The sequence below is a fragment of the Acinetobacter sp. BY419 genome (assembly GCF_019038395.1).
GTDB lineage: Bacteria > Pseudomonadota > Gammaproteobacteria > Pseudomonadales > Moraxellaceae > Acinetobacter.
Map to the genome: position 1 here is coordinate 18052 of NZ_JAGFXZ010000009.1, position 24241 is coordinate 42292.

The window sequence follows — 24241 nt, forward strand, 5'->3', positions numbered from 1 at the left end:
AAATAATGCAAGCTCAAGTACAGCGCAGCAAGATTTTAATCGTAGGTAGCGGTTTTGGCGGTTTGGGAATGGCGATCCATCTTAAACAGCAGGGCATTCACGATTTTAAAATCATTGAACGTTCAGTAGAAGTGGGCGGCACATGGCGTGACAATACCTATCCCGGTGTCGCCTGTGATGTACCGTCCCACTTATATTCTTTTTCTTTTATTAAAAATCCCAACTGGTCACGCGTCTTTCCGCAAGGAGCAGAAATCCAGCATTATTTAATTCAGTGCTGTGATCAGGAAAATATCCGACCACATATCGATTTTCATACACAGCTGGAAAAAGCTGGCTGGAATGCACGAGAACGAATCTGGGAAGTTCAAACCTCTAAAGGTCCGTATCAGGCAGAATTTCTCATTACGGCGACCGGGCATCTGGCAGATGAACACCTACCACAAATTCCGGGTCTGAAAGAATTCCAAGGCCAAGTGATGCATTCTGCACGCTGGAACCACGAAGTAAATCTGGATAATCAGCGTGTCGTTGTTGTCGGTTCAGGCGCTTCCGCCATTCAGCTTGTGCCTGAAATAGCCAAAACAGCAAAAAGCCTGACTGTATTGCAACGCAGTGCACCTTATATTTTGCCGCGGCCAGACCGAGCGTACAGCGACATAGAAAAACAGCTTTTCCGTAAAGATCCGGACAGTATGTCAGACTTAAGGCATTCTTTGTTTTGGGGCAATGAATATAATTTTGCCCAGCGCCGTAATCTGAAAAGCCAGATTGAGAGGGTCAAAAAAAACTGCCTGCAATTCTTAAAACACCAGATTGCAGATCCTGAATTGCAGCGGAAACTTACACCGCATTATGAACCAGGCTGTAAGCGCTTATTATTGTCCAATGATTATTATCCAACTTTTTTAAAACCGAATGTGACGCTGGAAAATTCAGCCTTAGCAGAAGTCACTACAGACGGCGTATTAAGTCAATCCGGGCAGCAGTATCTAGCAGATATTATTATTTTCGCCACTGGTTTTGAAGCTGCACGTCCACCCTATGCTGCAAAGGTCGTTGGTAAACATGGTTTAAGCCTGGAACAGCAATGGTCTAGTGGCATGCAAGGCTATCAGTCGACCACTGTACATAACTTTCCAAACCTATTTATCTTAAATGGGCCAAACACCGGAAGTGGGCATAATTCAGCGCTTTATTTCCTGGAAACCCAGTTTGATCTGGTTCTGGATGCCTTACAGTTTTTTGAGCAGGAACAGATTCAGGTCTTTGAAGCAGATCAAGAAGCTGAAAATACCTATATGCAGGAACTACAACAACTTTCGCAAGGCAGCGTCTGGTTGTCGGAAAGCTGCAAAAGCTGGTATCTGGACCCGGTCAGTCGTAAGCTGACTTTGGTCTGGCCGGATTATGCGCATTCATTTAGAGATAAAAATCAGCATTTTATTCGTAGTGGTTATCACTACCACTATGCTGGGCAGATACCGCAGAAAGTGGTGTAAATGTCTTTTAAAAATCAGAACCTGATTGTTTTAACAATACAAAGTAAATTTAAACCAAGGATAAGGAGCGCTGTAATGACCAGTCAGCCATGGATGGAAGAATATAAAAAGTGGAATATCAATCCGGAATTTACTCGGCCTGATCCTGAGAAAACCCTGAGTACAACAATTGCTGAAAATTTGCTTAAATTTCAGGATAAAACCGCATTTATTTATTTGGATCGGAAATTCAGTTATCAGGACATCGATGTTTATAGTCAAAAAATGGCGACATTTTTGCAGGATTTAGGGTTTAAGGCGGGTAGCCGTATTGCAGTGATGCTGCCCAATATTATTCAATACCCGATTGCAACCTTTGCCATTATTCGGGCCGGCTATATTCTGGTGAATGTCAATCCCATGTATACCCAGCGTGAACTGTATCATCAATTACAGGATTCTGGTGCAGAAGCATTGATTATCCTGGGTCAGACTTTAGAGCAATTAACAGCACTAGATGAATGTCCTCAACTCAAATATGTGATTTCAACCAATCCGCTCGATTTTATTCAAGATCAGTCAGGTGCTATTTATAGTCAGGCATCACAATATCCGGATAAACAGTTTTTCGACTTTAAAACAGCCATGGATCAGGTTCAGAGCATAGATTTTAAAACGCCTGTACAGAATCAGGAAGATACAGTGATCCTGCAATATACCGGTGGCACAACTGGTGTTTCTAAAGGTGCTGAACTGAGTCACCGTAATATTCTATTTAATATCGCCCAAAACAGTACCGTATTTATCAGCCATTTCGGTGATCGCTATGCCAGTAAAGATGAATATGTGTTTTGTGCCTTACCGCTGTATCACATTTACGGGTTTACCATTTGTCTGTTCAGTTATGGTCTGAGCCGAGGTTTCGCTAATGTCCTGATTCCAAATCCAAGAGATCTGGATGCTTTGGTGGATCAATATCAGAAACATCCACCCACTGTTTTCCCGGGGGTGAATACCATGTTTAATGCCTTGGCACATCATTCACGTTTCCGTGAGCTTGATCATTCACTTTTGAAAACCACAACTGGCGGAGGAGCATCTATCCTGAAAAATACGGCAGATTTATGGCATGAGGTCACAGGCTGCCAGATTTTTGAAGGCTACGGACTTTCTGAAACCTCACCGACCGCAACTTTTAACCCGCCTTTAAGTCGGCGTTTTAGCGGGACTATCGGCTTGCCGCTGGCAGGAACCGAAATCCTGATTCTGAATGATGAAGGAAAACCTGTAGAGCTTAATCAGGTTGGAGAAATAGCCATTCGTGGACCACAAGTGATGAAAGGATACTGGCAGCAACCGGAAGCTACGGCACAGGTATTTACCAAAGACGGTTACTTCCTGACAGGTGACATCGGCTGTATGAACGAGCAGGGCTACATCACCATTCTGGACCGCAAGAAGGATATGATTCTGGTGTCCGGATTTAATGTCTATCCAAATGAACTTGAAGGTGTGTTATCCAAACACCTGAAAATACTGGAATGTGCGGTCATTGGAATTGATGATGAAAAATCTGGACAGGTACCGAAGGCATTTATTGTGAAACAGGATGATAGTCTAACCCAGGATGAAGTTATGACTTATCTGAAGCAGCAACTGACCAGTTATAAATTGCCGAAATACATTGAGTTTGTGTCCGAACTACCAAAGTCTGCAGTAGGAAAAATTCTGCGTCGCGAGCTGCCTCGAACTATTGAACCCAGCGCCAAAGCCTGCTAAAAAAATGATGGAGAAATTTAACTGAGCATGCTCAAAATAAAAAAGGAATCGAAAGATCAAGCCTCTCTGAAAATTGGTTAATTTTTTGAGAGGGTATGCATTCAAAAGGTTTTTTTGGATTCGGTTAAATTCCAGGAACTAAATACCTTTTTAGGCAGGGTGTGGGAGTACCCCATCGTCTAGGAACATGGATAAGTCAAAGCTGACCACAACGGATGCTTCGGCAGACTTGAATACCACGGTGTCCTGAGTGACATCACAGAACCATTGTTCACGGATCGCGGGACTGGTGCTGCTGAATCCATTCCCTGTAAAAAGCCCTGCGCATACTGCATTGCCCTTGGCTCTTGCTGATGGGTATTCAAACGCTTCTACACCGCTATTACGCATGGCTGTACCTAGACGCTGCGAGTGGCTGTAATCAAAAGGATGGGAGATCAAATTGATATGTGCTTCAAATGGTGCGTTCTGCAAGCGCACGCCTTTATCAGTCTTGTAATTAACAGAAAATAGAGTGTGCTGTGAACGTAGGCTTCGGTTAAGCGGATTGCTTATAGATTGAAAAAGTATGAAGCGATAATAGGCTGACTCAATCAGGGTCACATCTACAGAGCATCCACCGTAAAAAATGCTAGGTTCAAAGACTCGTCCAAAACGAGAACCCCATTTAAGCGGTGGGTAGCGAAATGGCGTTTTGAGTAAATAATGCAAATTTTCCAAACTTGCAGGATTTTTAGAATGGGTAGGATAGGGTGGTTTTTTCCCTTCCACAATGTCCTCAAGCACACTTTGTTCTTCAAGTGTGGCTACCAGTTGTCGTGTAGCCACCTGTTCCTGACTTTCAACTAGGCGATAGAGTGTGCCTGACAGTGGGCTGATGTATTTTCCCCCTTCGCATGATTGCCATAGATCACCTTGATTCTCACTCATACTTTTCCTCGCATAGCATCAACAAATTGGAGTACAGACATCAAGCCAGCAACCGTTTGGATTTGTTCTTGTGGAATGCCCCCTGTAACTTTGTTATGACTTTTCATGAAGTGGCGCATCCATTCCAAGTCACCACCCATCAGGCTAAACAAGGCTCTATAGATGCGGATAAGCATCACTGCGAGTTCACCTTGTTTGGATTCAGGGTCGAGTTCAGGTTTGCTTTTCATTCTGCTAATAGCGGTGCGTTGCATTCCAAGCACTGCGCCCAATTGCGCCTGTTTAAGATCAAGCTGATCGGCTACATTAAGCACGGCAGTAGCTAATACCACTTTTCTATCAAGGGAAGGTTTTGCCAGTGCGTTCATAATCATGCCCTTTTTTTATGTCTTATATGCACATACAGTATACTAAATGTGCATATTGCACAATGTACTTATTTTTGCTTGATCACCCTTAACCGCCTTAGAGCCAAATACAGGCCATAAAAAAAACCGCAATAGCACAAGCCCCTTTGAAAATCGGTTGATTTTCAAAGGGGCTTCACTTGGATTAATGCTTCATAATTTCATCATCAAAACATTGCACCACCGCCCCCTGAATCCAAGCGAATTAACCACATTTCCCCCACCTCAGCTAGATCATACTCACTCTGATCTAGCGGTCTTACTCCTATAATCTTCTGACCATTCAAATGCAAAAGATCGGATTGGCAAATATTAAATATTTGCATGTCGCACTACTCTATTTGGATACATGATTATTACATAACCAATTGAATTTAAAAAAATCTCACTCATCTCATGGTGTTTTTTACAAATTTATAGTTATAGATATATTTAAAATTCACAAAGTAATTATTCAGAAAAATTTGTTCGCACCATGATGGCCCCAAATAAGGAGTGCAAGTATTTATTTATAATAATTAATTGCAAAAGCCCCTTCCAAAAAATCAACCATTTTTGAGAGGGGCTTGTCGAAAGATTCCTTTTTTATTGCTTGCAGGTTTATCGCTGCTGGATAACTTTTTTACTTTTCAGTTGTTCTATTTCAGCAGTGCTTAAATATTGACTTAAAATTTTGTCTGTATCTTCACCCAGACATGGGGGTGCCTTTTTATATTCTACCGGTGTCTTGGAGAGTTTAATCGGCGAACCAATCGAGGTGTAATCTTCTCGTAAGGTATGCGGCATCTGAATTACCATATCACGTGCCAATACCTGTTCTTCTTCTAAAGTCTGCTTCAGGTTATTAATCATACCCACAGGTACCTTAACTGCATGGATCAGATCGACCCAGGCTTTAGCCGGTTGGGAATAGAAATGGGCTTGCAAGATAGTGGTTAGTTCTTCACGATGTGTAACCCGACCTGAATTTTTTAAGAAGCGCGGATCTTCTGCAACCTCAGTTAAACCAACTGCCTGGCAAAATGCCTTAAATTGCAAATCATTGCCACAGGCAATAATAAATTCACCTTCCTGGGCTTTAAAAACCTGATAAGGCACAATATTGGCATGCGCATTACCAAAACGTCCGGGTATCTTATCTGAGGTGAGGTAATTCATCGCCAGCACGGAAAGGGAAGCAACTTGGGTATCTAGCAAAGCCATATCGATATGCTGGCCTTCACCGGTTTTTTCCCGGGACAGTAAAGCCGCCTGAATCGCAATCGCCGAATATAAACCAGTGGTCAGATCAGCAAAGGCTAGACCTGCTTTTTGTGGGCCACCACCCGGTAGATCATCACGTTCACCGGTGACACTCATCATGCCACCCATACCCTGAACAATAAAATCATAGCCGGGTTCTTGGGCACGAGGACCATTCTGACCAAAGCCGGTAATGGAACAATAAACCAGCCGCGGATTTAACTGGCTGAGACTTGCATAATCCAGACTATATTTTTTCAAGGATCCGGCTTTATAGTTCTCAATCAGCACATCGCTCTGTTCGGCAAGTTTCTTGATAATACTCTGGCCCTCAGGCGTAGATAAATCTATAGCAACCGAGTGTTTGCCGCGGTTGGCAGAAAGATAATAAGCTGATTCCTGCGTATCTTCTTGCTGGTTGTTTTTGAGCCAGGGTGGTCCCCAAATACGTGTGTCATCGCCGTGATCAGGTTTTTCAATTTTGATTACTTCTGCACCTAAATCGGCCAAAATCTGACTACACCAAGGGCCCGCTAAAATACGGCTTAAGTCCAGTATGCGAAAGCCTGTTAAAGCACCCATCGTTACACTCCCTGTTTATCTTATCCAAGAGGATGAAATGTCCAATTTCCACCTTAAAACTATATTAAAATGACTCAATAATCAAATTAATGATAAATAATTCCGCATGACAAAATCATATATCGAATTTTATTGAAAATTCACATGAGCTTTATTACTCTAAGCTGGCTTAAAAAATAAACCAAACAGAGCAAAAGGAGATCTGAAAAACGTTAAAAAATTAGACACTATTTGCGCTGTATTCATTGGGCTGAAAATTCAAATCAGTGCAACGCAATATGTCATTGAACGATAGAACAATTGAAAAATAACTAAGGAATAGGGAAAACAAGGACATTTTACCCATGACAGATTTAGTAACAGAATTAGCAAAAATTAAACCCACCACCAAAAGAACCCAGCAAATTGCTTTTATCTTTGCCTTCCTGGCCTTGTTGGTGGATGGAGCAGATATGTTGCTGCTCTCATTTAGCTTAAACAGCCTGAAAGCTGAATTTGGTTTAAGTAATTTACAGGCAGGCACATTGGGAAGCTTCACCCTGGCAGGAATGGCGATAGGTGGTTTTATTGGCGGCTGGGCCTGCGATCGTTTAGGCCGTGTGCGTACCGTGGTTATTTCTATTCTTATATTTTCTGTATTAACGGCTGCACTGGGCTTTACTCAAAATTTTGAACAATTCGCTATCTTACGTTTTCTCTCTGCCTTCGGTATTGGTTCGCTTTATATTGCAGCCAGTACACTTATGGCAGAATATGTACCGACCGAATATCGAACCACCGTCTTGGGCACGCTACAAGCGGGCTGGACTGTCGGTTATATTGTGGCCACCTTATTGGCGGGCTGGATTATTCCAGACTACGGTTGGCGGATGCTGTTCTTTGTGGCGATTGTTCCATCGGTGCTGGCCATTTTTATCCAGAAACTGGTACCCGAGCCAGAATCTTGGCAACGTGCCAGACTGCAACGTTTATATGCACCCATAGAGACAACAGCACAGCAGCCCGTTAAACAAAGTACGGTAAAAGAAATTTTTGCTGATCCTCGAAACCGCAAGATGTTTATTCTTTGGATGCTCACCGCAGGTTTCTTACAATTCGGTTATTACGGGGTAAATAACTGGATGCCTGCCTATTTGGAATCTGAACTACATATGGATTTCAAATCGATGGCGGGCTATATGATTGGCACTTATGTGGCGATGATTTTCGGTAAAGTTCTGGCTGGTTTTGCCGCAGACCGTTTAGGACGGCGCTTTGTATTTGCCTTTGGCGCCATTGGTACGGCTATCTTCCTGCCGGTGATTGTCCTGTTTAATAGTCCTGACAATATTGCTTATCTGCTGATTTTCTTTGGTTTCCTGTATGGTATTCCATATGCGATTAATGCCACTTATATGACTGAAAGCTTTGCGACTTCTATTCGTGGCACAGCGGTAGGAGGTGCCTATAATGCCGGACGTATTGGAGCGATGTTTGCCCCGGCCATTATTGGTGCAGCGGCTAGTGGTGGTTCCATTGGTCTCGGCTTCCTGATTATGGGCGGCGCTTATTTCTTATGTGGTGCAGTCTCCGGGATCTTTATTAAAGATCGTCAATACGACCCACAAAAGGCATAGAAAGCCTCTAAAATCTATTCAGTCATCAATAAAAAATGAGCCTTTTAAGGCTCATTTTTTATTGAATTTTTATCGTGCATTTGGACTAACTTTTTAAGAACCAGCTGTCTGTTTCTCGATTTTAATGCTTTTCAGACCATCATTTACTTTGTTTAACAGGTGGATCAAGGTCACCACATCATCAAAAGCCAAGGTGTTTAAGGCCTGTCCATAAAAATTAAAGAAATCATCTTGCAGACTTTCCCATGTTTTCAGGCCTTCAGCGGTCAGGGCGACATTCTTTGCGCGTCGGTCATGTTCACTAATAATGCGTTGTACCAGACCATCGCGTTCCAGCCGTTTTAGAACTGCATCCAGATTTTGACGACTCACACCCAGATATTCGGTCAGGTCAGAAAAGGACATCCCGGATTGCACCCGTGGTCGGGACAAGGCACCCAGTACTGCCCAATGCACAGGAGAAATCCCCAATTCATTTGAACATTTGCGGTCTAGGGTATTGCCGACCTGAAACAGTCTAAAAAAAAGTCTATTGTGGGCAGAATACAAGGATTGATCATAATTACTTGGTAGAGCATCACTCATTTTAAAGACCACCCTGATCAAAGCATTTAAATAAGAGGCATTATACCTAAAAGGTATCTGCTAGAAATCAAATTCCGGTTTTCTATCGGTGTGTGAGTAATAGGCGGTCGATATAGGCTCGCATTGCTTTTTGTCCGAATTTATAGAACTTCATTCGCCGGGTTTTGAAGGCGTTCCAGCATCTTTCTTTATTCTGTCATATGCCTGTAATTATTCCTAAACGTTAAGATTAAAGCCACTATATGTCAATGTATTTATTCTGTTAAAATACCAATCAATTGATTTTAAATGACTAAATAAATATTTAATTTTAATTTATGTAAATATATTGACATAAAATTATTATGATCCTATTTTGTTAAAGACAGGCAATCAATAAAAAATGCCCTAAAGATTTGGATAAAAATAGAGTAGGGAGACAACCATGAAAGGCTTAAAGGACAAAGTGGTCATCGTGACCGGTGGTGCAGGTGGGATTGGTTCGGCAACCTGTCGCCGTCTGGCGGAAGAAGGTGCCAAAGTTGCGATTTTTGATATGAATATTGTAGCCGCTGAACAGTTGGCTCAGGACATTAACCAGCAGAATGGTCAGGCTTTGGCAGTGCGGTGTGATATTACCGATCGTAATGTGGTCGAGCAGGCTGTACAGCAAGTAGAAGCCGAGCTTGGCCCGATAGATGGTCTGGTCAATAATGCCGGTTGGGATATTTTTAAGCCTTTTGTAAAAACTAATCCGCAGGAATGGGACAAGCTGATCCAGATCAATCTGGTCGGTATGCTAAATATGCACTTTGCTGTTCTGAAAGGTATGGTCGAGCGGAATTCTGGCAGTATCGTCAACATTGCTTCTGATGCTGCGCGGGTCGGTTCTTCTGGTGAGGCCGTCTATGCCGCATGTAAAGGTGGACTACTTTCGTTCTCTAAAACACTGGCACGTGAACATTCTCGTCATAACATCAAAATTAATGTGATTTGTCCTGGGCCGACCGATACCGCATTGCTTGCCGGTGTGACTGAAGGTGCCTCAAATCCAGAAAAACTCCGTGAGGCTTTCACTCGTGCTATTCCGTTAGGTCGTTTAGGCCAACCTGAAGATTTAGCTTCTTCGATTGCGTTCTTTTTAAGTGAGGATGCCAGCTTTATTACGGGACAGGTATTAAGTGTGTCTGGTGGTTTAACCATGAGTGGTTAAGCAAAAACCGCTAGAAAATATGAATAATAAAGTCAGATAGATGAGTACAGGAAGTTATAACAATGAATTTTGAAGATATCTTATACGAAGTAAAAAATGGCGTGGCTTGGATCACCATCAATCGTCCAGAAAAAATGAATGCCTTTCGTGGGACGACCTGTGATGAATTAATCAAGGCGCTAAACAAAGCAGGCTATGACCGTGAAGTCGGTGCGATTGTACTGACTGGTGCCGGTGATCGTGCGTTCTGTACTGGCGGTGATCAATCCGCGCATGATGGTAATTATGATGGCCGCGGTACCATTGGTTTACCAATGGAAGAATTACATACAGCGATTCGTGATGTACCAAAACCGGTTATTGCCCGTGTACAAGGTTATGCCATTGGTGGCGGCAACGTGCTAGCGACCATTTGTGATCTGACCATTTGTTCAGAGAAAGCGATTTTTGGTCAGGTTGGTCCAAAAATGGGGTCAGTCGATCCAGGTTATGGCACAGCATATTTGGCCCGCGTGGTCGGTGAGAAAAAAGCCCGTGAAATCTGGTATATGTGCCGTCGTTATAGCGGACAGGAAGCAGTTGAAATGGGGCTGGCGAATAAATGTGTACCTGCCGATCAACTGGATGCGGAAGTACAGGCCTGGGCAGAAGAGATCTGTCAGCGCAGTCCGACTGCGATTGCGATTGCCAAGCGCAGCTTCAATATGGATACCGCACATCAGGCCGGTATTGCAGGCATGGGCATGTATGCATTGAAACTTTATTACGATACCGAAGAGTCGCGGGAAGGCGTGAATGCATTGAAAGAAAAACGTCAGCCTGAATTCCGTAAATTTTATAAATAAGGAGCATAAATAATGTCAAAAAATCCTTATATCACCGAAGATTTAGAATTCTTGGCAGAAACCGTTGATAAATTTGCGCAAAAATATATTGCACCCGGTTTTTTAGAACGTGATCAAAGTCGAGTCTTTGATCGTGACCTCGTCAAAAAAATGGGTGAAATGGGTTTTATTGCACCGGAACTGCCTGAACAGTACGGCGGTCAAGGCATGGGGCGTCTGGCTGCGGGGATCATTCATGAAGCTGTGGCCAAAGCAGATTTAAGTTTTTCCTATATTAATTTGCTGGCGTCTTTGAATGGCCAGATTCTGGCAGAACATGGTCAACCCGAAGTGGTTGAACCTTGGCTGAAAAAACTGACCGCGGGCGAAGCGATTTTTTCGATTGCACTGACCGAGCCACGTGGTGGTTCAGATGCAGCCAACCTGCGTTTGAAAATCGAACGTGATGGTGACGAATATGTGATTAACGGTGAAAAGACCTCGATTTCTGCAGCCGATCAGGCTGATGCTTCTGTGGTATTTGGTCGTACTGGTGCAAATGAAGATGGTGCACATGGCGTGACAGCACTTTTGGTTCCGATGGATTTACCGGGCATTAGCACTACGCGTTTTGACTGTCATGGTCAGCGTGCCATTGGTCGTGGCTCAATCTTCTTTGATAATGTACGAGTGCCAGTTAATCATCGTTTAGGTGATGAAAACAAAGGCTTTGTGCAGGTCATGCAGGGCTTTGACTTTTCACGTGCCTTAATTGGCTTACAGGTTCTAGCTGTTGCGCGTGTCAGTCTGGATGAAGCCTGGGAATATGCGGCTCAACGTGAAGCTTTTGGTCAACCTTTAAGTGCTTTCCAAGGGGTTTCACACCCATTGGCCGAGTACGAGACTCAGGTAGAAGCAGCACGTTTACTGTGCCTGCAAACCTTATGGCTGAAAGACAATCATCTGCCACACACCTCCGAGGCTGGAATGTGTAAATGGTGGGGGCCGAAACTGGCCTATGATGTCATTCATCAATGCTTGCTGACCTTTGGTCATGCCGGATATGACCGGGGTGTGATGGAACAGCGGATGCGCGATGTGTTGGGCTTCCAGATTGGTGACGGAACAGCGCAGATCATGAAAATAATTATTGCGCGGCACAAGGTAGGACGTAAGGCTGTACCGGCTTAAAAATATAAAGTGCAGGTCTGTACTAAAATTATAATGAGGAGTAAGCGAATGGATTTCGATGCGGTTCTGATCCCGGCCAGAAAAGAGGCAATGCTCAAACAGGGACACTGGTTAAACCAGACAATACTCGATTTTTTACGCCGTGCTGTAGAAAAAAATCCGGAGAAAACGGCGCTGATCAGTTTTAAGCTGGAACACCAGACTGAGCAGAGCTTTAGCTATCAGCAGATTTGGGAAATGACCAATAAGATTGCCCTAGGTCTGAAACAGCTCGGTGTGATTAAAAATGATGTGGTGTCTTGCCAGTTACCGAACTGGTGGGAATTTTCCTTACTGTATCTGGCTTGTAGCCGTATCGGTGCTGTATTGAATCCACTTATGCCCATCTTCCGGGAGCGTGAACTGGAATTCATGCTTAAACATGGTGAGTCCAAAGTTTTTGTCGTACCAACAACTTTCCGCAACTTTAATCATGAACAGCTGGCCAATCAGCTGCAAAACAAACTGGACACCTTGAAACATATAGTTGTAGTCAATGGTGAAGGCGAGAACAATTTTGATCAGCTGTTGCTCAATCATGGACTAGAACAGAATCCGTCAGCTCTTGCTGAACTGGATAGCTTGGAATCTGGCCCGGATGACATTACCCAGCTGATTTTCACCTCGGGCACTACCGGTGAGCCAAAAGGGGTGATGCATACTGCCAATACCTTATTTTCCAATATTGTGCCTTATGCAGAACGATTACATTTAACTGAAAATGATGTGATCCTGATGGCTTCACCAATGGCACACCAGACTGGTTTTATGTATGGCCTGATGATGCCGGTTCAGCTCAATACCACAGTGGTGTTGCAGGATGTCTGGGATGTAACCAAAGCAGTTGACCTGATCCATCAGTATCAGGTGAATTTCACCATGGCTTCGACACCATTTTTGAATGATCTGTCCAGTACTGTGGCAGAACAGCATGACAAGGTTGACTCACTTAAAGTCTTCCTGTGTGCTGGTGCGCCAATTCCAGGACCATTAGTACAAAAAGCCCGGGAAATTTTAGGCGTTAAAGTGATTTCCGCCTGGGGCATGACTGAATGTGGAGCAATTACCACCACACGACTCGAAGATGATGATGAACGTTCCTTCAATACAGATGGAATTTCCTTGCCTGGTGTAGAAATCAAAATCGTCAATAAAGCGGGGGAGATTAAACCATTAAATGAACCTGGGCGATTAATGATTCGTTCATGCTCAAGTTTTGGCGGTTATTTAAAACGCCCACATTTGAATGATACAGATGCAGAGAGTTGGTTCGATACCGGCGATATTGCCTATCAGGATGAACAGGGCTATATCCGGATTTGTGGACGCAAAAAAGATGTGATTATTCGTGGCGGAGAAAATATTCCGGTCGCGGAAATTGAATCACTGCTTTATAAACACCCCAATATCGCAACAGTGGCCTTGGTGGCATATGCGGATGAACGAATGGGTGAGCGTGCCTGTGCGATCATCAAGCTGAAAGATCCGGTACAGGCTTTAAGCTTGAATGAACTTGTGGATTTCCTGAAAACCCACAATCTGGCCATGCAATATATTCCGGAGCGTTTAGAGGTATGGGAAGAAATTCCGATGACCCCATCGGGGAAAATCCAGAAATTTAAACTCAGAGAATTACTGGCACAACATATTGCCTCAACGGCGGTTGAAGCGAACTAAATTTTGAAATGAATAGATAAAGTAAACCCTGAATAATGTTGCGTTATTCGGGGTTTTTCTTATTCAAAAAAGAGCAGTGCTCTCATAATAGTGAATTCCAGCTTTGGACTTGCTTCTACTTTAATTGTTTTAATAAAGCTTCAGCAGTTGCAGCCGAAGAAGCCGGGTTTTGTCCGGTAATCAGTAAGCCATCTTGCTGTACATACACCTGCCAATCATCGGTTTTAGAATATTGGCCGCCTTTTTCTTTCAGCATGTCTTCAACTAAAAATGGCACAATATCTGTCAGTCCTACGCCGTCTTCTTCGGTATTACTGAAACCGGTCACTGTCTTGCCTTCTACAATAGAATGGCCTTCTGCATCTTTCACATCACGAAGCACTCCCGGTGCATGACAAACCAATGCCACAGGTTTATCTGCCTGTAAAGTCTGTTCGATTAAGGAAATAGAGTTCTGGTCTTCGGCTAGATCCCATAATGGACCATGACCGCCCGGATAGAACACGGCATCAAAATCATGATTCAAGACTTCACTTAATTTATGTGTATTGGCAAGCTGCTGCATGGCCACTTCATCTGCTTCAAAGCGTTTGGTGGCTTCAGTCTGTGCGTCTGGTTCGCTACTTTTGGGATCTAAAGGCGGCTGACCACCTGCAGGAGAAGCCAAAACCACCTCTGCACCTGCATCAACAAAGGTATAGTAAGGCGCAGCCAGCTCTTCCAGCCAGAAACCGGTTTTTTTGCCGGTATCACCCAGCTGGCTATGTGACGTCAGTACCATCAAGATTTTCATATTATTTTCCTGTATTTCATTAAACATTGCGAATAACCGATTGTTAATTTAGCAAGTTGCGGACATCTGGAATGTTGTAATACGTTCATTTGCTGTATCGATACGTTTTTGTTTAAGTTAATTTAACTCAAGGCTGCATCTACGAAGCGAACAGTTTTAAAGATCATTCATCTGCCCATTAATAGATCTTGCTGAAGGTCAGCCTGTTTTCGCAGGAAATCCCAAACCAGTTTAATCTTCGGTTCGTGTTGCAGATCGACCAGCGTCAGCATCCAGAACGTATGGGTAAAACTGACCTGATCGCCCAGAACCACTACCAGTTCGTTTTTATCATGAACCAGAAATTTCGGTAAAATCGCCAGTCCGGCACCCGCACTGACGGCAATTTGCTGGGCCAGAATACTGTTACTGCGAAAACAGGCAGTCAATTGCAGCGGCAAGCGTTCTAATGAATACAGTGCCGAGCTATAGACCAGATCATCAATATAATCGACAAAACGGTGCTGTTTAAGATCTTCCAGTTTTTTAATTTTCGGATTTTTCTGTAAATAATGCTGGCTGCCATACAGCTTTAGACAGTAATTGGAGAGCCGGGTAATGATATAGGGACCAGATTTGGGCCGGTCAATCGCGATGACAATATCAGCTTCACGATGTGAAAGTTTGATCGCTTTCGGCACCGGAATCAGGTCAATGGTCAGCAAAGGGTAGTGCTGGGAAAACTCGGCCAGTAACCGCGCTAAAAATGCCGTACCGAAACCTTCTGGTGCACCAATCCGAACCCGGCCTTGCAAAGGGTCATGGCGCTTGTCAATCTGGATAAAAGACTGTTCCATCTGTTCCACACGCGGCACCAGTGCCAGACCTTCAGAGGTCAGTTCATAGCCAGTGGCCTCGCGCTTAAACAGTTGCGTACCGAGGGTGCTTTCCAAAGCCTGAATCCGCCGTGCAACGGTACTGTGTTCCACTCCGATCAAGCGTGCTGCATTGGTAAGCGTTTTAGCACGTGCCAAAACCAAAAAAAAACGTAAATGATCCCAATCTACTTTCATTTTTTTTATTTAACATCCTGTTAAATTGCTGTGCATATTTGCACATCCATCGTGCATCAATTTCTATTGGTGGTCAAAGTGTTCTTTGTTAGTCTGCTTAAACAGCGTAAAAAATAATACGTTTAAAACAGCCAGTAAAGGCAGATACAACGACAATAACAAACCAGCACGGAGCGACCATGAACGCTATTCATCATCCACTGCAAAGTACCGGATTTACCACCGCCAAACTCTTGATTAATAGTGAATTTGTCGAATCAAAAACCAGCCATTGGCAAGATATTGTGAATCCTGCGACTCAGGAGGTTTTGGGTCAGGTACCTTTTGCTACCGCAGAAGAAGTCAATGCCGCCATTGCTGCCGCACAACATGCCTTTGCCAGTTGGCGCCACACCCCGATTCAGGCACGTATGCGGATTATGCTGAAACTGCAAGATCTGATTCGTACTAACTTAAAAAGTATTGCGCAAGTATTAACGGCAGAACAGGGTAAAACACTGGCAGATGCCGAAGGTGATATCCAACGCGGCTTGGAAGTGGTCGAGCATGCCTGTTCGATCGGTTCATTACAGATGGGTGAGTATATTGAGGGCGTGGCACGCGGTGTCGATACCTATACCTTGCAGCAACCACTAGGTGTCTGTGCCGGAATTACACCATTTAACTTCCCGGCGATGATTCCTCTGTGGATGTTCCCGATGGCGATTGCCTGCGGTAATACCTTCGTGTTAAAGCCTTCGGAACAAGATCCGCTATCAACCATGATGCTGGTCGAACTGGCGATTCAGGCAGGCGTACCTGCTGGTGTGCTAAATGTAGTGCATGGCGGTAAAGAAGTGGTTGATCTGCTGTGTACCCATCGCGATATCAAAGCCATTTCCTTTGTCGGTTCGACCGCTGTGGGTACGCATGTGTATAACCTGGCGGGACAACATGGTAAACGTGTACAGTCGATGATGGGAGCCAAAAACCACGTTGTAGTCATGCCGGATGCCAATAAAGAACAGACTTTAAATGCTTTGGTCGGTGCAGCCTTTGGCGCAGCAGGTCAGCGTTGTATGGCACTTTCAGTGGCTGTGATGATCGGGGAAACCAAGCACTGGGTCGATGAACTGGTCAATAAAACCAAAACCTTAAAGGTCAATGCAGGCCATGAACCAAATACTGATGTTGGCCCGGTGATTTCAACCCGTGCCAAAACCCGCGTGATTGATCTGATTAACAGCGGTGTTGAACAAGGCGCTGAATTACTGCTAGATGGCCGTGATGTACAGGTTCCAGGCTATGAGCAGGGCAATTTTGTCGGACCAACGATTTTTAATCAGGTCACGACCGATATGCGAATCTATAAAGAAGAAGTGTTTGGTCCGGTACTGGCGATCATGCATGTCGACACTTTAGAGCAAGCAATTGAGCTGATTAATGCCAATCCATTTGGTAATGGCGTTGGGCTCTTTACTCAAAATGGCAATACTGCACGTACATTCCAGAACCTGATTGATATCGGTCAGGTCGGCATTAACATTCCAATTCCTGTCCCTGTGCCGTTCTTCAGCTTTACCGGTTCACGTGGTTCAAAACTGGGGGATTTAGGTCCTTATGGCAAGCAGGCAGTGCAGTTTTATACCCAGACCAAAACCATTACCAGCCGCTGGTTTGAAGATGATCAGGAAACCACTGGTGTCAATACTACGATCAGTTTGCGTTAAGGAGCATGAGCATGAAGATTGCATTTATTGGTTTAGGCAACATGGGCGGCTCCATGGCACAGAACCTGCTCAAGGCAGGCCATCAGGTATTTGGTTATGACTTGAGTGAAGTGGCTTTACAGCATTTTGCACAAGCGGGCGGTGTGGTCTGCGACAGTCCACAAGCAGCCGCAAAGCAGGCAGATATCGTGGTCAGCATGTTGCCTGCAGCCAAGCATGTACGTGAGGTTTATCTCGGTGAACACGGTATTCTGAACGTCCTTCAAGTGGGTAGTTTGTGTATTGATAGCAGTACCATTGATCCGCAAACGATTCAGGAAATTGCTGCAATAGGTCAGGCCAGACAGATTCGCGTCTGTGATGCACCTGTATCCGGCGGGACTTTGGGCGCCAAAGATGGCACCTTGACCTTTATGGTCGGTGCAGACGAGGTGACCTTTGAGGCAGTCAAGCCAGTGCTCAGCGCTATGGGCAAAAATCTGGTGCATTGTGGTGCTGTTGGAACAGGACAGGTGGCAAAAATCTGTAATAACCTGATTCTGGGTATTTCCATGACTGCGGTTGCAGAAGGGATGGCACTTGGAGTCAAACTGGGAATTGATCCTCAGGCTCTGGCTGGCGTAATCAATAGTTCAACCGGACGTTGCTGGAGTTCTGAAATTTATAATCCCTGGCCGGATATCTGTGCCAATGCGCCGTCATCACGGGGGTATACAGACGGTTTTGCAGCACAGCTGATGCTTAAAGATTTGGGCCTGGCCGTCGATGCAGCTCAGCAAGTTGACCAGCCGATTGTACTTGGCAGCATGGTACAAAAACTCTATCAGCAACTGTGTCAGGAAGGCGATGCCCATCTGGATTTTTCCAGCATTATGCATCAATACACGACGCCACCTGCTTAAAACTTAAAATATCCAGATGGAGCAAGGATTCGCTTCATTAACAATACCCTGTCAGTAATAACGATAAATTCAGGCTGAGGTTTAACATGTTAGATTATAAAAAAACGGTTCAAAATTTTGATTTAAATACGGTTACAAAGCAGTATCTGTCCGGTTCAATGCAGGCGTTAAATGCCTGTTATGAATGTTGCGATCGTCATGCCGACTCCGATGCAGTTGCCTTGTACTGGTACGGCAAAGATGGCCGCAAAGAACAATATAGCTTTCGCGAACTGAAGAAATATTCCAGTCAGTTTGCAAATTTCCTGAAGTCTCAGGGCATTGGCAAAGGTGACCGCGTTTCCGGTTTATTGCCACGTACCCCAGAGCTGATCATTACCATTTTAGCAACCTGGCGCATGGGTGCAGTGTATCAACCTTTATTTACCGCCTTTGGTCCCAAAGCCATTGAGCATCGCATTCAGATGGCGCAAAGCAAGCTAGTGGTGACTGATCTGGCGAATCGGGAGAAACTATCCGAGATTAGCAACTGCCCTCCGATTGTGACGGTACATGCCGAAACCTATCCGCAAGATATAAGTTTCTGGACGGTGTTGAACCGGCAAGCTGAAAACTGTGAACTGGAAATGCTCAGTATCGATGAGCCATTTTTATTGATGTTTACCTCTGGAACCACCGGACCGGCCAAACCCTTAAAAGTTCCACTTAAAGCGCTGATTGCTTTTGCCGGCTACATGCACAATGCCATCGGTCTAACCGAGGATGATGCTTTCTGGAATATTGCCGATCCGGGCTGGGCCTATGGCTTGTACTACGCTATTACTGGACCGTTATTGCTCGGCCATTCTACCTTGTTTTATGAAGGCGGTTTTAATGCAGAAAGTGTCTGCGAAATTATCAAGGAATATGGTATTACCAATCTGGCCGGTGCGCCAACAGCTTACCGCATGATGATGGCGGCTGATCCTGCACACATGACACAGTTACGGGGCAAGTTACGCGTCGTCAGCAGTGCAGGAGAACCCTTGAATCCGGAAGTGATCCGCTGGTTTAAAGAAGTGCTGGATGTACCGATTTATGACCATTATGGCCAGACTGAAGTCGGGATGGTGGTGTGCAATCATCATGCTCTGGAACATCCGGTCCGTTCAGGTTCGGCAGGTTTTGCCAGTCCCGGTTATCGAATTGCGGTTGTAGATGAACAAGGTCATGAGTTAACGGCTGACGTTCCGGGCGTCCTAGCGGTAGATATCAGTCAATCTCCAATGATGTGGTTCTCGGGTTATGAAGAAAGCCGCAAATCTCCATTTATTGGACACTACTATTTAACCGGTGATACCGCAGAAATTCATGCCGATGGCAGTATGAGCTTTGTTGGACGTAGTGATGATGTCATTACAACCTCAGGCTATCGCGTGGGGCCATTTGATGTAGAAAGTGCCTTGCTGGAACATGATGCGGTGATTGAAGCTGCGGTGATTGGCGTACCTGATCCTGAACGTACCGAAGTCATCAAAGCCTTTGTAATTCTGGCGAACAATTTTGCAGCTTCGCCACATCTGGAAGAAGAACTGGGCCAGTTTGTGAAAAAGCGTTTGTCTGCACATGCCTATCCACGCCTGATTGAATTTGTCACTGAATTGCCAAAAACCCCGAGCGGTAAGATTCAGCGCTTTTTACTGCGCAATCAGGAAATCAACAAGCAGCAGGTAAAGACCGCATAAATCAGCCAAAGCCGGCAAATTGAATAAAAGATCGCATTAAAGAGATTGAAGGAAGAATCAATGCAATTTACGGAAGAGCAACAACTGATTCAGGATATGGCCAAAAGCTTCGCCCAGGAACAGATTAAACCCTTTGCCGGCGAGTGGGACCAAAAAGGCATATTCCCTAAACAGACCTTGTCCCAAATGGGCGAGTTAGGTTTTCTGGGCATGCTAATTCCAGAAGAATGGGGCGGCTCGGGTACAGGCACGCTGGCTTATGTACTGGCCCTCGAAGAAGTGGCCGCCGCAGATGGTGCAACTTCAGCCATCATGAGCGTACACAACTCGGTGGGTTGTGTGCCTATTCTCAAGTTTGGAACTGAACAGCAAAAGCAGCAGTTTTTAAAGCCTTTGGCTCAAGGGGAAATGATTGGTGCCTTTGCCTTGACTGAACCGCATACCGGATCGGATGCCGCAGCGATCAAAACCCGTGCCGTCAAAGATGGCGATCACTATATTATTAATGGTGCCAAACAGTTTATTACCTCTGGCCATAATGCCGGAATGATTATTGTCTTTGCTGTGACGGATCCAGACGCGGGTAAAAAGGGGATGAGTGCCTTTTTAGTCCCGCGCGATACGCCAGGTTATGAGGTGATTCGGGTGGAAGAAAAACTGGGCCTGCATGCTTCGGATACCTGCCAGATTGCCTTAACCGATGTCCGCATTCATGAAAGCTTAAGACTCGGTGCAGAAGGTGAAGGCCTGAAAATTGCCTTGGCCAATCTGGAAGGTGGGCGGATCGGTATTGCTGCACAAGCAGTGGGTCTGGCACGTGCAGCTTTAGAAGAAGCCACCAAATATGCGCATGATCGTGTGGCTTTTGGCAAACCGATTTTTGAGCAACAGGCAATTTCTTTCCGGTTGGCCAGTATGGCTACCGAAATTGAAGCTGCACGTCAACTGGTACATTTTGCCGCACGTAAAAAGGAAGCCGGTGAAAGCTGTTTGACTGAAGCCTCCATGGCCAAATTATTTGCTTCGGAAATGACCGAACGTGTCTGCTCTAAGGCACTCCAGATTTTTGGCGGTTACGGTTATCTGACAGACTTCCCGATTGAACGTATTTATCGAGATGCACGTATTTGTCAGATTTATGAAGGCACCAGCGATATTCAGCGTATGGTAATTGCACGCAGTTTATAACTCATTTTAAAGGGATTTTTATCATGCAATGGCAAACTATTTTACTCGAACAGCGTAACGGTGTCGGGCTGATTACTTTAAACCGGCCGCAAGCGTTAAATGCCTTGAATAACCAGCTGATTGTCGAGATCAATCAGGCACTGGATCAGCTGGAAAAAGACCCAAAAATTGGCTGTATTGTGATTGCCGGTTCGGAAAAAGCCTTTGCCGCCGGTGCCGATATCAAAGAAATGGCAGATCTAAATTTTCCGCAAATTTATCTAGATGACTTTTTCAGTCTGGCTGATCGAATAGCCCAGCGCCGTAAACCTTTAATTGCTGCGATCAGTGGCTATGCCTTGGGCGGTGGATGTGAATTGGCCTTAATGTGCGACTTTATTTACTGCGCCGATAATGCAAAGTTTGGTTTACCTGAAGTCACCTTAGGCGTATTGCCGGGCATTGGTGGAACGCAGCGTTTAACTCTGGCAATCGGTAAAGCCAAAGCCATGGAAATGTGCCTGACTGCACGACAAATGGGAGCGCAAGAAGCAGAGCAAAGTGGTCTGGTGGCACGGGTATTTGCCAAAGAAGAATTACTGGAACAGACACTGCAAGCCGCGGAAAAGATTGCCGAAAAATCCTTACCTGCAGTGATGATGATTAAAGAGTCAATTAATCGGGCCTTTGAAGTGAGCCTAGCCGAAGGCTTGCGCTTTGAACGACGGGTATTTCATTCAATTTTTGCCGGTTCTGACCAAAAAGAAGGGATGCGAGCTTTTGTGGAAAAACGTCCAGCCCGATTTACCCATCAATAGGAAATTCATAATAGGAACAAAAAGAATGAGTGATGAAAATAATTTAGTGATTCGGGTAGCAGGGGGGCTGGGCATCATCAGCCTGGACCGTACCAGCCATTTAAATGCATTAACCCTGCCGATGATTCAAGGTATTCAGTCGCAATTAGATCAGTGGCACCATGCTCCAGAGGTGCAAGCTATCCTGATCAATTCTAATAGTCCGAAAGCCTTCTGCGCGGGAGGAGATATCCGTTATCTGTATGACAGTTATCAGGCCGGAAATACCCAGTATCAGGATTTTTTTGCCACTGAATATAACATGCTAAGCACGCTGCGCAATTTTCCAAAGGCCGTTATCGTGATGATGGATGGTTATGTCTTGGGTGGCGGCTTTGGTCTGGCTCAGGCATGTCATATCAAGGTGAGCAGTGAAAAATCACGCTTTGCCATGCCAGAAACGGCTATTGGATTTTTCCCGGATGTTGGTGCAACCCACTTTTTATCCCGACTGGATGATGTAGGCGTTTATATGGCATTGACAGGAGAGCAGATCAGCAGCAGTGATGCACTATATCTGGATCTGGTCGACTATCATGTTCCGAGTAAACATTTTTCTGAACTAGAAGCGGCATTGATTGCTGCGCCTGTATTAAATCAGATTAAAATCCAAAAAATCATCAGTGCGTATATTACCCATCCGGTGGAAAGCGAGTTGCAAAAACGTGCAAATCTGATTAGCCAGCATTTTGGCCATCCAAACCTCGATGAGATTGAGCAGAGCCTGGCGCATGCAAGTAGTGCCACCGATCAGGAATGGGCAGATAAAATGCTGGCCATCTTGCAGCAACGCCCGGTCATGGCCAAGCAAACCAGCCTGAAGCTTCAGCAAGCCGGACAGAATTTATCGCTGGAAAAATGTATGCAGCTTGAGCGGGACTTACAAGACATCTGGTTAGAGCAGGGTGATTTTATTGAGGGTGTGCGGGCATTAATTATTGATAAAGACAAGAATCCGCAATGGCAAACCGATAATTCAAAATTTGAAAAATCCTTGCAAAAGCTCTGGCCGGTCTGGACTCTGCAACGTATAGAAAATACATATTAAAGATTCTTGTTAAAAATCCTCTCATCACTACGTATGAGAGGATTTTTTAGTCGTGCTTCCAACATATAGCCTTTATCCTAACTTTCCATTCCTAATGGGAAGTTTTCTTTTTCTTGCCACCGCCATCTTGCTTGTTGACAGTAGACCAAGCAATACGTTCGGCTTCTTCCTCAGAATGACCGCGTTCTTTTTCGCTTTCTTCAATATGTTCGGCCTGCCGTTTTTGTTTATCGGTATAGGCGGATTTGTCACCTCTAGGCATATTACTATCCTCATCAGGGTTGGCTGAAATTACTATAACAATGGTCTGTTTCTATAGCGGTAAATATCTGTCATGTATTTGTTTAAATTGTTTTATAAAACCAAAAGCTTTTAAAAAATAAGAAATTTATTATTGAATGAAGATAACGGCTCTCGCTGACCGTTATCTCCAAATCCTGATTAGCCGTTAATGATACTGCCACCATTGACATGAATGACCTGACCGGAAATATAACTGGCTTCTTCACTGGCTAGAAATAAATAAGCGGGTGCGACTTCACTAGGCTGACCCATCCGACCCATTGGTGTCTGTTTACCGAACTCTTCAAGTTGCTCTTCATCAAAACTGCTTGGAATGAGAGGAGTCCAAATTGGGCCAGGTGCTACACCATTAACCCGAATTCCGGTTTTATTTTTCAACAGATTGTTGGATAAGCTACGGGTAAAGGAGGTAATAGCACCTTTCGTACTTGCATAGTCAATCAGCTGGTCATGGCCGTGATAGCTGGTAATACTGGTGGTATTAATAATGCTATCACCTTCTTGCATATGTGGAATAACTGCCTGAGTCAGATAGAACATGGACAGGATATTCACATTGAAAGTTTTAAATAATTGTTCAGGTGAAATATCAGTAATACTTTCTTGCGGATACTGAACCGCGGCATTATTGACCAAAATATTGACCGTTTTAAATTCCTGAAGCGTCTGTTCAACCATTTCCTTGATTTTATTTTGATCTTGTAAATCACATTTAATCAGTAAACATCGCCGTCCTTCTTTTTCAACCATTTTTTTCGTATCAAGCGCATCCTGATCTTCATCCAGATAACAGATCGCAATATCAGCACCTTCACGGGCAAACAAGACGGAGACTGATCGGCCTATACCGCTATCGCCACCTGTGATCAGGGCAACTTTACCTTTAAGTTTATCGCTGCCTTTATAGTTCGGCTTGATGATTTCCGGTGCAGGATCCATTTTGGTTTGTACACCTGGTTGATGATCTTGAGTTTCAGTTGAAGCGGGGGTTTCAGGATAGTTATTCATGTTTTCCCTTTCTCTGTACAAAGTTCAGAAATATCTTAGAGGCTTTCTAACTTTATGCATTCGGTCTCAACATTTAATAACAGAATGTATTCGAGATTTATCAATTATTCATAGAGCTTTGATTGACATGGTT

21 protein-coding genes are annotated in these 24241 nt (G+C 44.5%); 13 read left to right on the forward strand and 8 right to left on the reverse strand.

From position 1 onward, the window contains the following. Positions 1 to 5 precede the first annotated feature (5 nt). Together KUG37_RS05205 and KUG37_RS05210 are read left to right on the forward strand one after the other, a co-directional pair. Positions 6 to 1502, forward strand: a complete 1497-nt coding sequence (locus KUG37_RS05205) for an NAD(P)/FAD-dependent oxidoreductase (RefSeq protein ID WP_216935715.1) — start codon at positions 6 to 8, stop codon at positions 1500 to 1502. A 75-nt stretch (positions 1503 to 1577) separates the two neighbouring features. After that, a complete protein-coding gene (locus KUG37_RS05210; RefSeq protein ID WP_216940266.1) occupies positions 1578 to 3260 on the forward strand; it encodes an AMP-binding protein in 1683 nt (560 codons plus the stop codon). Positions 3261 to 3410: 150 nt separating this feature from the next. Here KUG37_RS05210 and KUG37_RS05215 read toward each other — a convergent pair whose 3' ends face one another. The 3 genes from KUG37_RS05215 to KUG37_RS05225 form a co-directional block, all read right to left on the reverse strand. Then, positions 3411 to 4190, reverse strand: coding sequence for an RES family NAD+ phosphorylase (locus tag KUG37_RS05215; protein ID WP_216940268.1), 780 nt, complete (start codon positions 4188 to 4190; stop codon positions 3411 to 3413). After that, on the reverse strand, positions 4187 to 4558 hold the full coding sequence (locus tag KUG37_RS05220; protein ID WP_216935718.1) for an MbcA/ParS/Xre antitoxin family protein: 372 nt from the start codon (positions 4556 to 4558) through the stop codon (positions 4187 to 4189). The genes KUG37_RS05215 and KUG37_RS05220 overlap by 4 nt, the downstream gene beginning before the upstream one ends. 639 nt (positions 4559 to 5197) lie before the next feature. Continuing rightward, positions 5198 to 6421, reverse strand: coding sequence for a CaiB/BaiF CoA-transferase family protein (locus tag KUG37_RS05225; RefSeq protein WP_216935719.1), 1224 nt, complete (start codon positions 6419 to 6421; stop codon positions 5198 to 5200). A 344-nt stretch (positions 6422 to 6765) separates the two neighbouring features. On the opposite strand from KUG37_RS05225, the gene KUG37_RS05230 reads away from it, so the two are divergent. Continuing rightward, positions 6766 to 8037 (forward strand): MFS transporter, encoded by a 1272-nt coding sequence (locus tag KUG37_RS05230; RefSeq protein ID WP_216935720.1) that lies wholly within the window; start codon positions 6766 to 6768, stop codon positions 8035 to 8037. Between the two features lie 93 nt (positions 8038 to 8130). Here the strand turns inward: KUG37_RS05230 and KUG37_RS05235 are convergent, their stop codons facing one another. Further along, positions 8131 to 8622 carry a MarR family winged helix-turn-helix transcriptional regulator gene (locus KUG37_RS05235; protein WP_216935721.1) on the reverse strand — a complete coding sequence of 164 codons (492 nt, stop codon included), beginning with the start codon at positions 8620 to 8622 and terminating at the stop codon, positions 8131 to 8133. 424 nt (positions 8623 to 9046) lie between these two features. On the opposite strand from KUG37_RS05235, the gene badH reads away from it, so the two are divergent. The 4 genes from badH (at position 9047) to aliA (ending at position 13545) form a co-directional block, all read left to right on the forward strand. Then, positions 9047 to 9814, forward strand: a complete 768-nt coding sequence (gene badH / locus KUG37_RS05240) for a 2-hydroxycyclohexanecarboxyl-CoA dehydrogenase (RefSeq protein ID WP_216935722.1) — start codon at positions 9047 to 9049, stop codon at positions 9812 to 9814. Between the two features lie 62 nt (positions 9815 to 9876). Next, a complete protein-coding gene (gene badI / locus KUG37_RS05245; RefSeq protein WP_005170964.1) occupies positions 9877 to 10659 on the forward strand; it encodes a 2-ketocyclohexanecarboxyl-CoA hydrolase in 783 nt (260 codons plus the stop codon). Positions 10660 to 10671: 12 nt separating this feature from the next. Further along, positions 10672 to 11829: a cyclohexanecarboxyl-CoA dehydrogenase gene (gene aliB, locus KUG37_RS05250; protein WP_216935723.1), complete on the forward strand. Its 1158-nt coding sequence runs from the start codon at positions 10672 to 10674 to the stop codon at positions 11827 to 11829. Between the two features lie 48 nt (positions 11830 to 11877). Next, the gene (aliA, locus tag KUG37_RS05255) at positions 11878 to 13545 is read left to right on the forward strand and encodes a cyclohexanecarboxylate-CoA ligase (RefSeq protein ID WP_216935724.1); all 1668 of its coding nucleotides are present in this window, start codon (positions 11878 to 11880) and stop codon (positions 13543 to 13545) included. 115 nt (positions 13546 to 13660) lie between these two features. On the opposite strand, the gene KUG37_RS05260 is transcribed toward aliA, so the two are convergent. Next, positions 13661 to 14338: a type 1 glutamine amidotransferase domain-containing protein gene (locus KUG37_RS05260; RefSeq protein ID WP_216935725.1), complete on the reverse strand. Its 678-nt coding sequence runs from the start codon at positions 14336 to 14338 to the stop codon at positions 13661 to 13663. 167 nt (positions 14339 to 14505) lie between these two features. Continuing rightward, positions 14506 to 15390: a LysR family transcriptional regulator gene (locus KUG37_RS05265; protein WP_216935726.1), complete on the reverse strand. Its 885-nt coding sequence runs from the start codon at positions 15388 to 15390 to the stop codon at positions 14506 to 14508. Positions 15391 to 15569: 179 nt separating this feature from the next. On the opposite strand from KUG37_RS05265, the gene KUG37_RS05270 reads away from it, so the two are divergent. The 6 genes from KUG37_RS05270 (at position 15570) to KUG37_RS05295 (ending at position 22797) form a co-directional block, all read left to right on the forward strand. Next, on the forward strand, positions 15570 to 17099 hold the full coding sequence (locus KUG37_RS05270) for a CoA-acylating methylmalonate-semialdehyde dehydrogenase (RefSeq protein WP_216935727.1): 1530 nt from the start codon (positions 15570 to 15572) through the stop codon (positions 17097 to 17099). Positions 17100 to 17110: 11 nt separating this feature from the next. Next, the gene (gene mmsB / locus KUG37_RS05275) at positions 17111 to 18001 is read left to right on the forward strand and encodes a 3-hydroxyisobutyrate dehydrogenase (protein ID WP_216935729.1); all 891 of its coding nucleotides are present in this window, start codon (positions 17111 to 17113) and stop codon (positions 17999 to 18001) included. Positions 18002 to 18087: 86 nt separating this feature from the next. After that, positions 18088 to 19725 (forward strand): AMP-binding protein, encoded by a 1638-nt coding sequence (locus KUG37_RS05280; RefSeq protein ID WP_216935731.1) that lies wholly within the window; start codon positions 18088 to 18090, stop codon positions 19723 to 19725. A gap of 60 nt (positions 19726 to 19785) precedes the next feature. Further along, on the forward strand, positions 19786 to 20913 hold the full coding sequence (locus tag KUG37_RS05285) for an acyl-CoA dehydrogenase family protein (protein ID WP_216935732.1): 1128 nt from the start codon (positions 19786 to 19788) through the stop codon (positions 20911 to 20913). Positions 20914 to 20936: 23 nt separating this feature from the next. After that, positions 20937 to 21710 (forward strand): enoyl-CoA hydratase, encoded by a 774-nt coding sequence (locus KUG37_RS05290; protein WP_216935733.1) that lies wholly within the window; start codon positions 20937 to 20939, stop codon positions 21708 to 21710. Positions 21711 to 21735: 25 nt separating this feature from the next. After that, positions 21736 to 22797 (forward strand): enoyl-CoA hydratase/isomerase family protein, encoded by a 1062-nt coding sequence (locus KUG37_RS05295; RefSeq protein WP_216935734.1) that lies wholly within the window; start codon positions 21736 to 21738, stop codon positions 22795 to 22797. A gap of 91 nt (positions 22798 to 22888) precedes the next feature. On the opposite strand, the gene KUG37_RS05300 is transcribed toward KUG37_RS05295, so the two are convergent. Together KUG37_RS05300 and KUG37_RS05305 are read right to left on the reverse strand one after the other, a co-directional pair. Further along, positions 22889 to 23059 carry a hypothetical protein gene (locus tag KUG37_RS05300; RefSeq protein WP_004280276.1) on the reverse strand — a complete coding sequence of 57 codons (171 nt, stop codon included), beginning with the start codon at positions 23057 to 23059 and terminating at the stop codon, positions 22889 to 22891. Positions 23060 to 23238: 179 nt separating this feature from the next. Continuing rightward, entirely contained in the window at positions 23239 to 24108 is an 870-nt protein-coding gene (locus KUG37_RS05305; protein ID WP_216935735.1) for an SDR family oxidoreductase, read from the reverse strand. Positions 24109 to 24241 lie beyond the last annotated feature (133 nt).

Bases quoted from the DNA above. Each gene is read 5' to 3' on its own strand.
- KUG37_RS05295 (WP_216935734.1), top strand. From the start codon at position 21,736: ATGAGTGATGAAAATAATTTAGTGATTCGGGTAGCAGGGGGGCTGGGC.
- badH (WP_216935722.1), top strand. From the start codon at position 9,047: ATGAAAGGCTTAAAGGACAAAGTGGTCATCGTGACCGGTGGTGCAGGT.
- KUG37_RS05215 (WP_216940268.1), bottom strand. From the start codon at position 4,190: ATGAGTGAGAATCAAGGTGATCTATGGCAATCATGCGAAGGGGGAAAA.
- KUG37_RS05210 (WP_216940266.1), top strand. From the start codon at position 1,578: ATGACCAGTCAGCCATGGATGGAAGAATATAAAAAGTGGAATATCAAT.
- KUG37_RS05300 (WP_004280276.1), bottom strand. From the start codon at position 23,059: ATGCCTAGAGGTGACAAATCCGCCTATACCGATAAACAAAAACGGCAG.
- aliB (WP_216935723.1), top strand. From the start codon at position 10,672: ATGTCAAAAAATCCTTATATCACCGAAGATTTAGAATTCTTGGCAGAA.
- KUG37_RS05230 (WP_216935720.1), top strand. From the start codon at position 6,766: ATGACAGATTTAGTAACAGAATTAGCAAAAATTAAACCCACCACCAAA.
- KUG37_RS05235 (WP_216935721.1), bottom strand. From the start codon at position 8,622: ATGAGTGATGCTCTACCAAGTAATTATGATCAATCCTTGTATTCTGCC.
- KUG37_RS05220 (WP_216935718.1), bottom strand. From the start codon at position 4,558: ATGAACGCACTGGCAAAACCTTCCCTTGATAGAAAAGTGGTATTAGCT.
- KUG37_RS05285 (WP_216935732.1), top strand. From the start codon at position 19,786: ATGCAATTTACGGAAGAGCAACAACTGATTCAGGATATGGCCAAAAGC.
- KUG37_RS05280 (WP_216935731.1), top strand. From the start codon at position 18,088: ATGTTAGATTATAAAAAAACGGTTCAAAATTTTGATTTAAATACGGTT.
- KUG37_RS05265 (WP_216935726.1), bottom strand. From the start codon at position 15,390: ATGAAAGTAGATTGGGATCATTTACGTTTTTTTTTGGTTTTGGCACGT.
- mmsB (WP_216935729.1), top strand. From the start codon at position 17,111: ATGAAGATTGCATTTATTGGTTTAGGCAACATGGGCGGCTCCATGGCA.
- aliA (WP_216935724.1), top strand. From the start codon at position 11,878: ATGGATTTCGATGCGGTTCTGATCCCGGCCAGAAAAGAGGCAATGCTC.
- KUG37_RS05225 (WP_216935719.1), bottom strand. From the start codon at position 6,421: ATGGGTGCTTTAACAGGCTTTCGCATACTGGACTTAAGCCGTATTTTA.
- KUG37_RS05260 (WP_216935725.1), bottom strand. From the start codon at position 14,338: ATGAAAATCTTGATGGTACTGACGTCACATAGCCAGCTGGGTGATACC.
- badI (WP_005170964.1), top strand. From the start codon at position 9,877: ATGAATTTTGAAGATATCTTATACGAAGTAAAAAATGGCGTGGCTTGG.
- KUG37_RS05305 (WP_216935735.1), bottom strand. From the start codon at position 24,108: ATGAATAACTATCCTGAAACCCCCGCTTCAACTGAAACTCAAGATCAT.
- KUG37_RS05205 (WP_216935715.1), top strand. From the start codon at position 6: ATGCAAGCTCAAGTACAGCGCAGCAAGATTTTAATCGTAGGTAGCGGT.
- KUG37_RS05270 (WP_216935727.1), top strand. From the start codon at position 15,570: ATGAACGCTATTCATCATCCACTGCAAAGTACCGGATTTACCACCGCC.
- KUG37_RS05290 (WP_216935733.1), top strand. From the start codon at position 20,937: ATGCAATGGCAAACTATTTTACTCGAACAGCGTAACGGTGTCGGGCTG.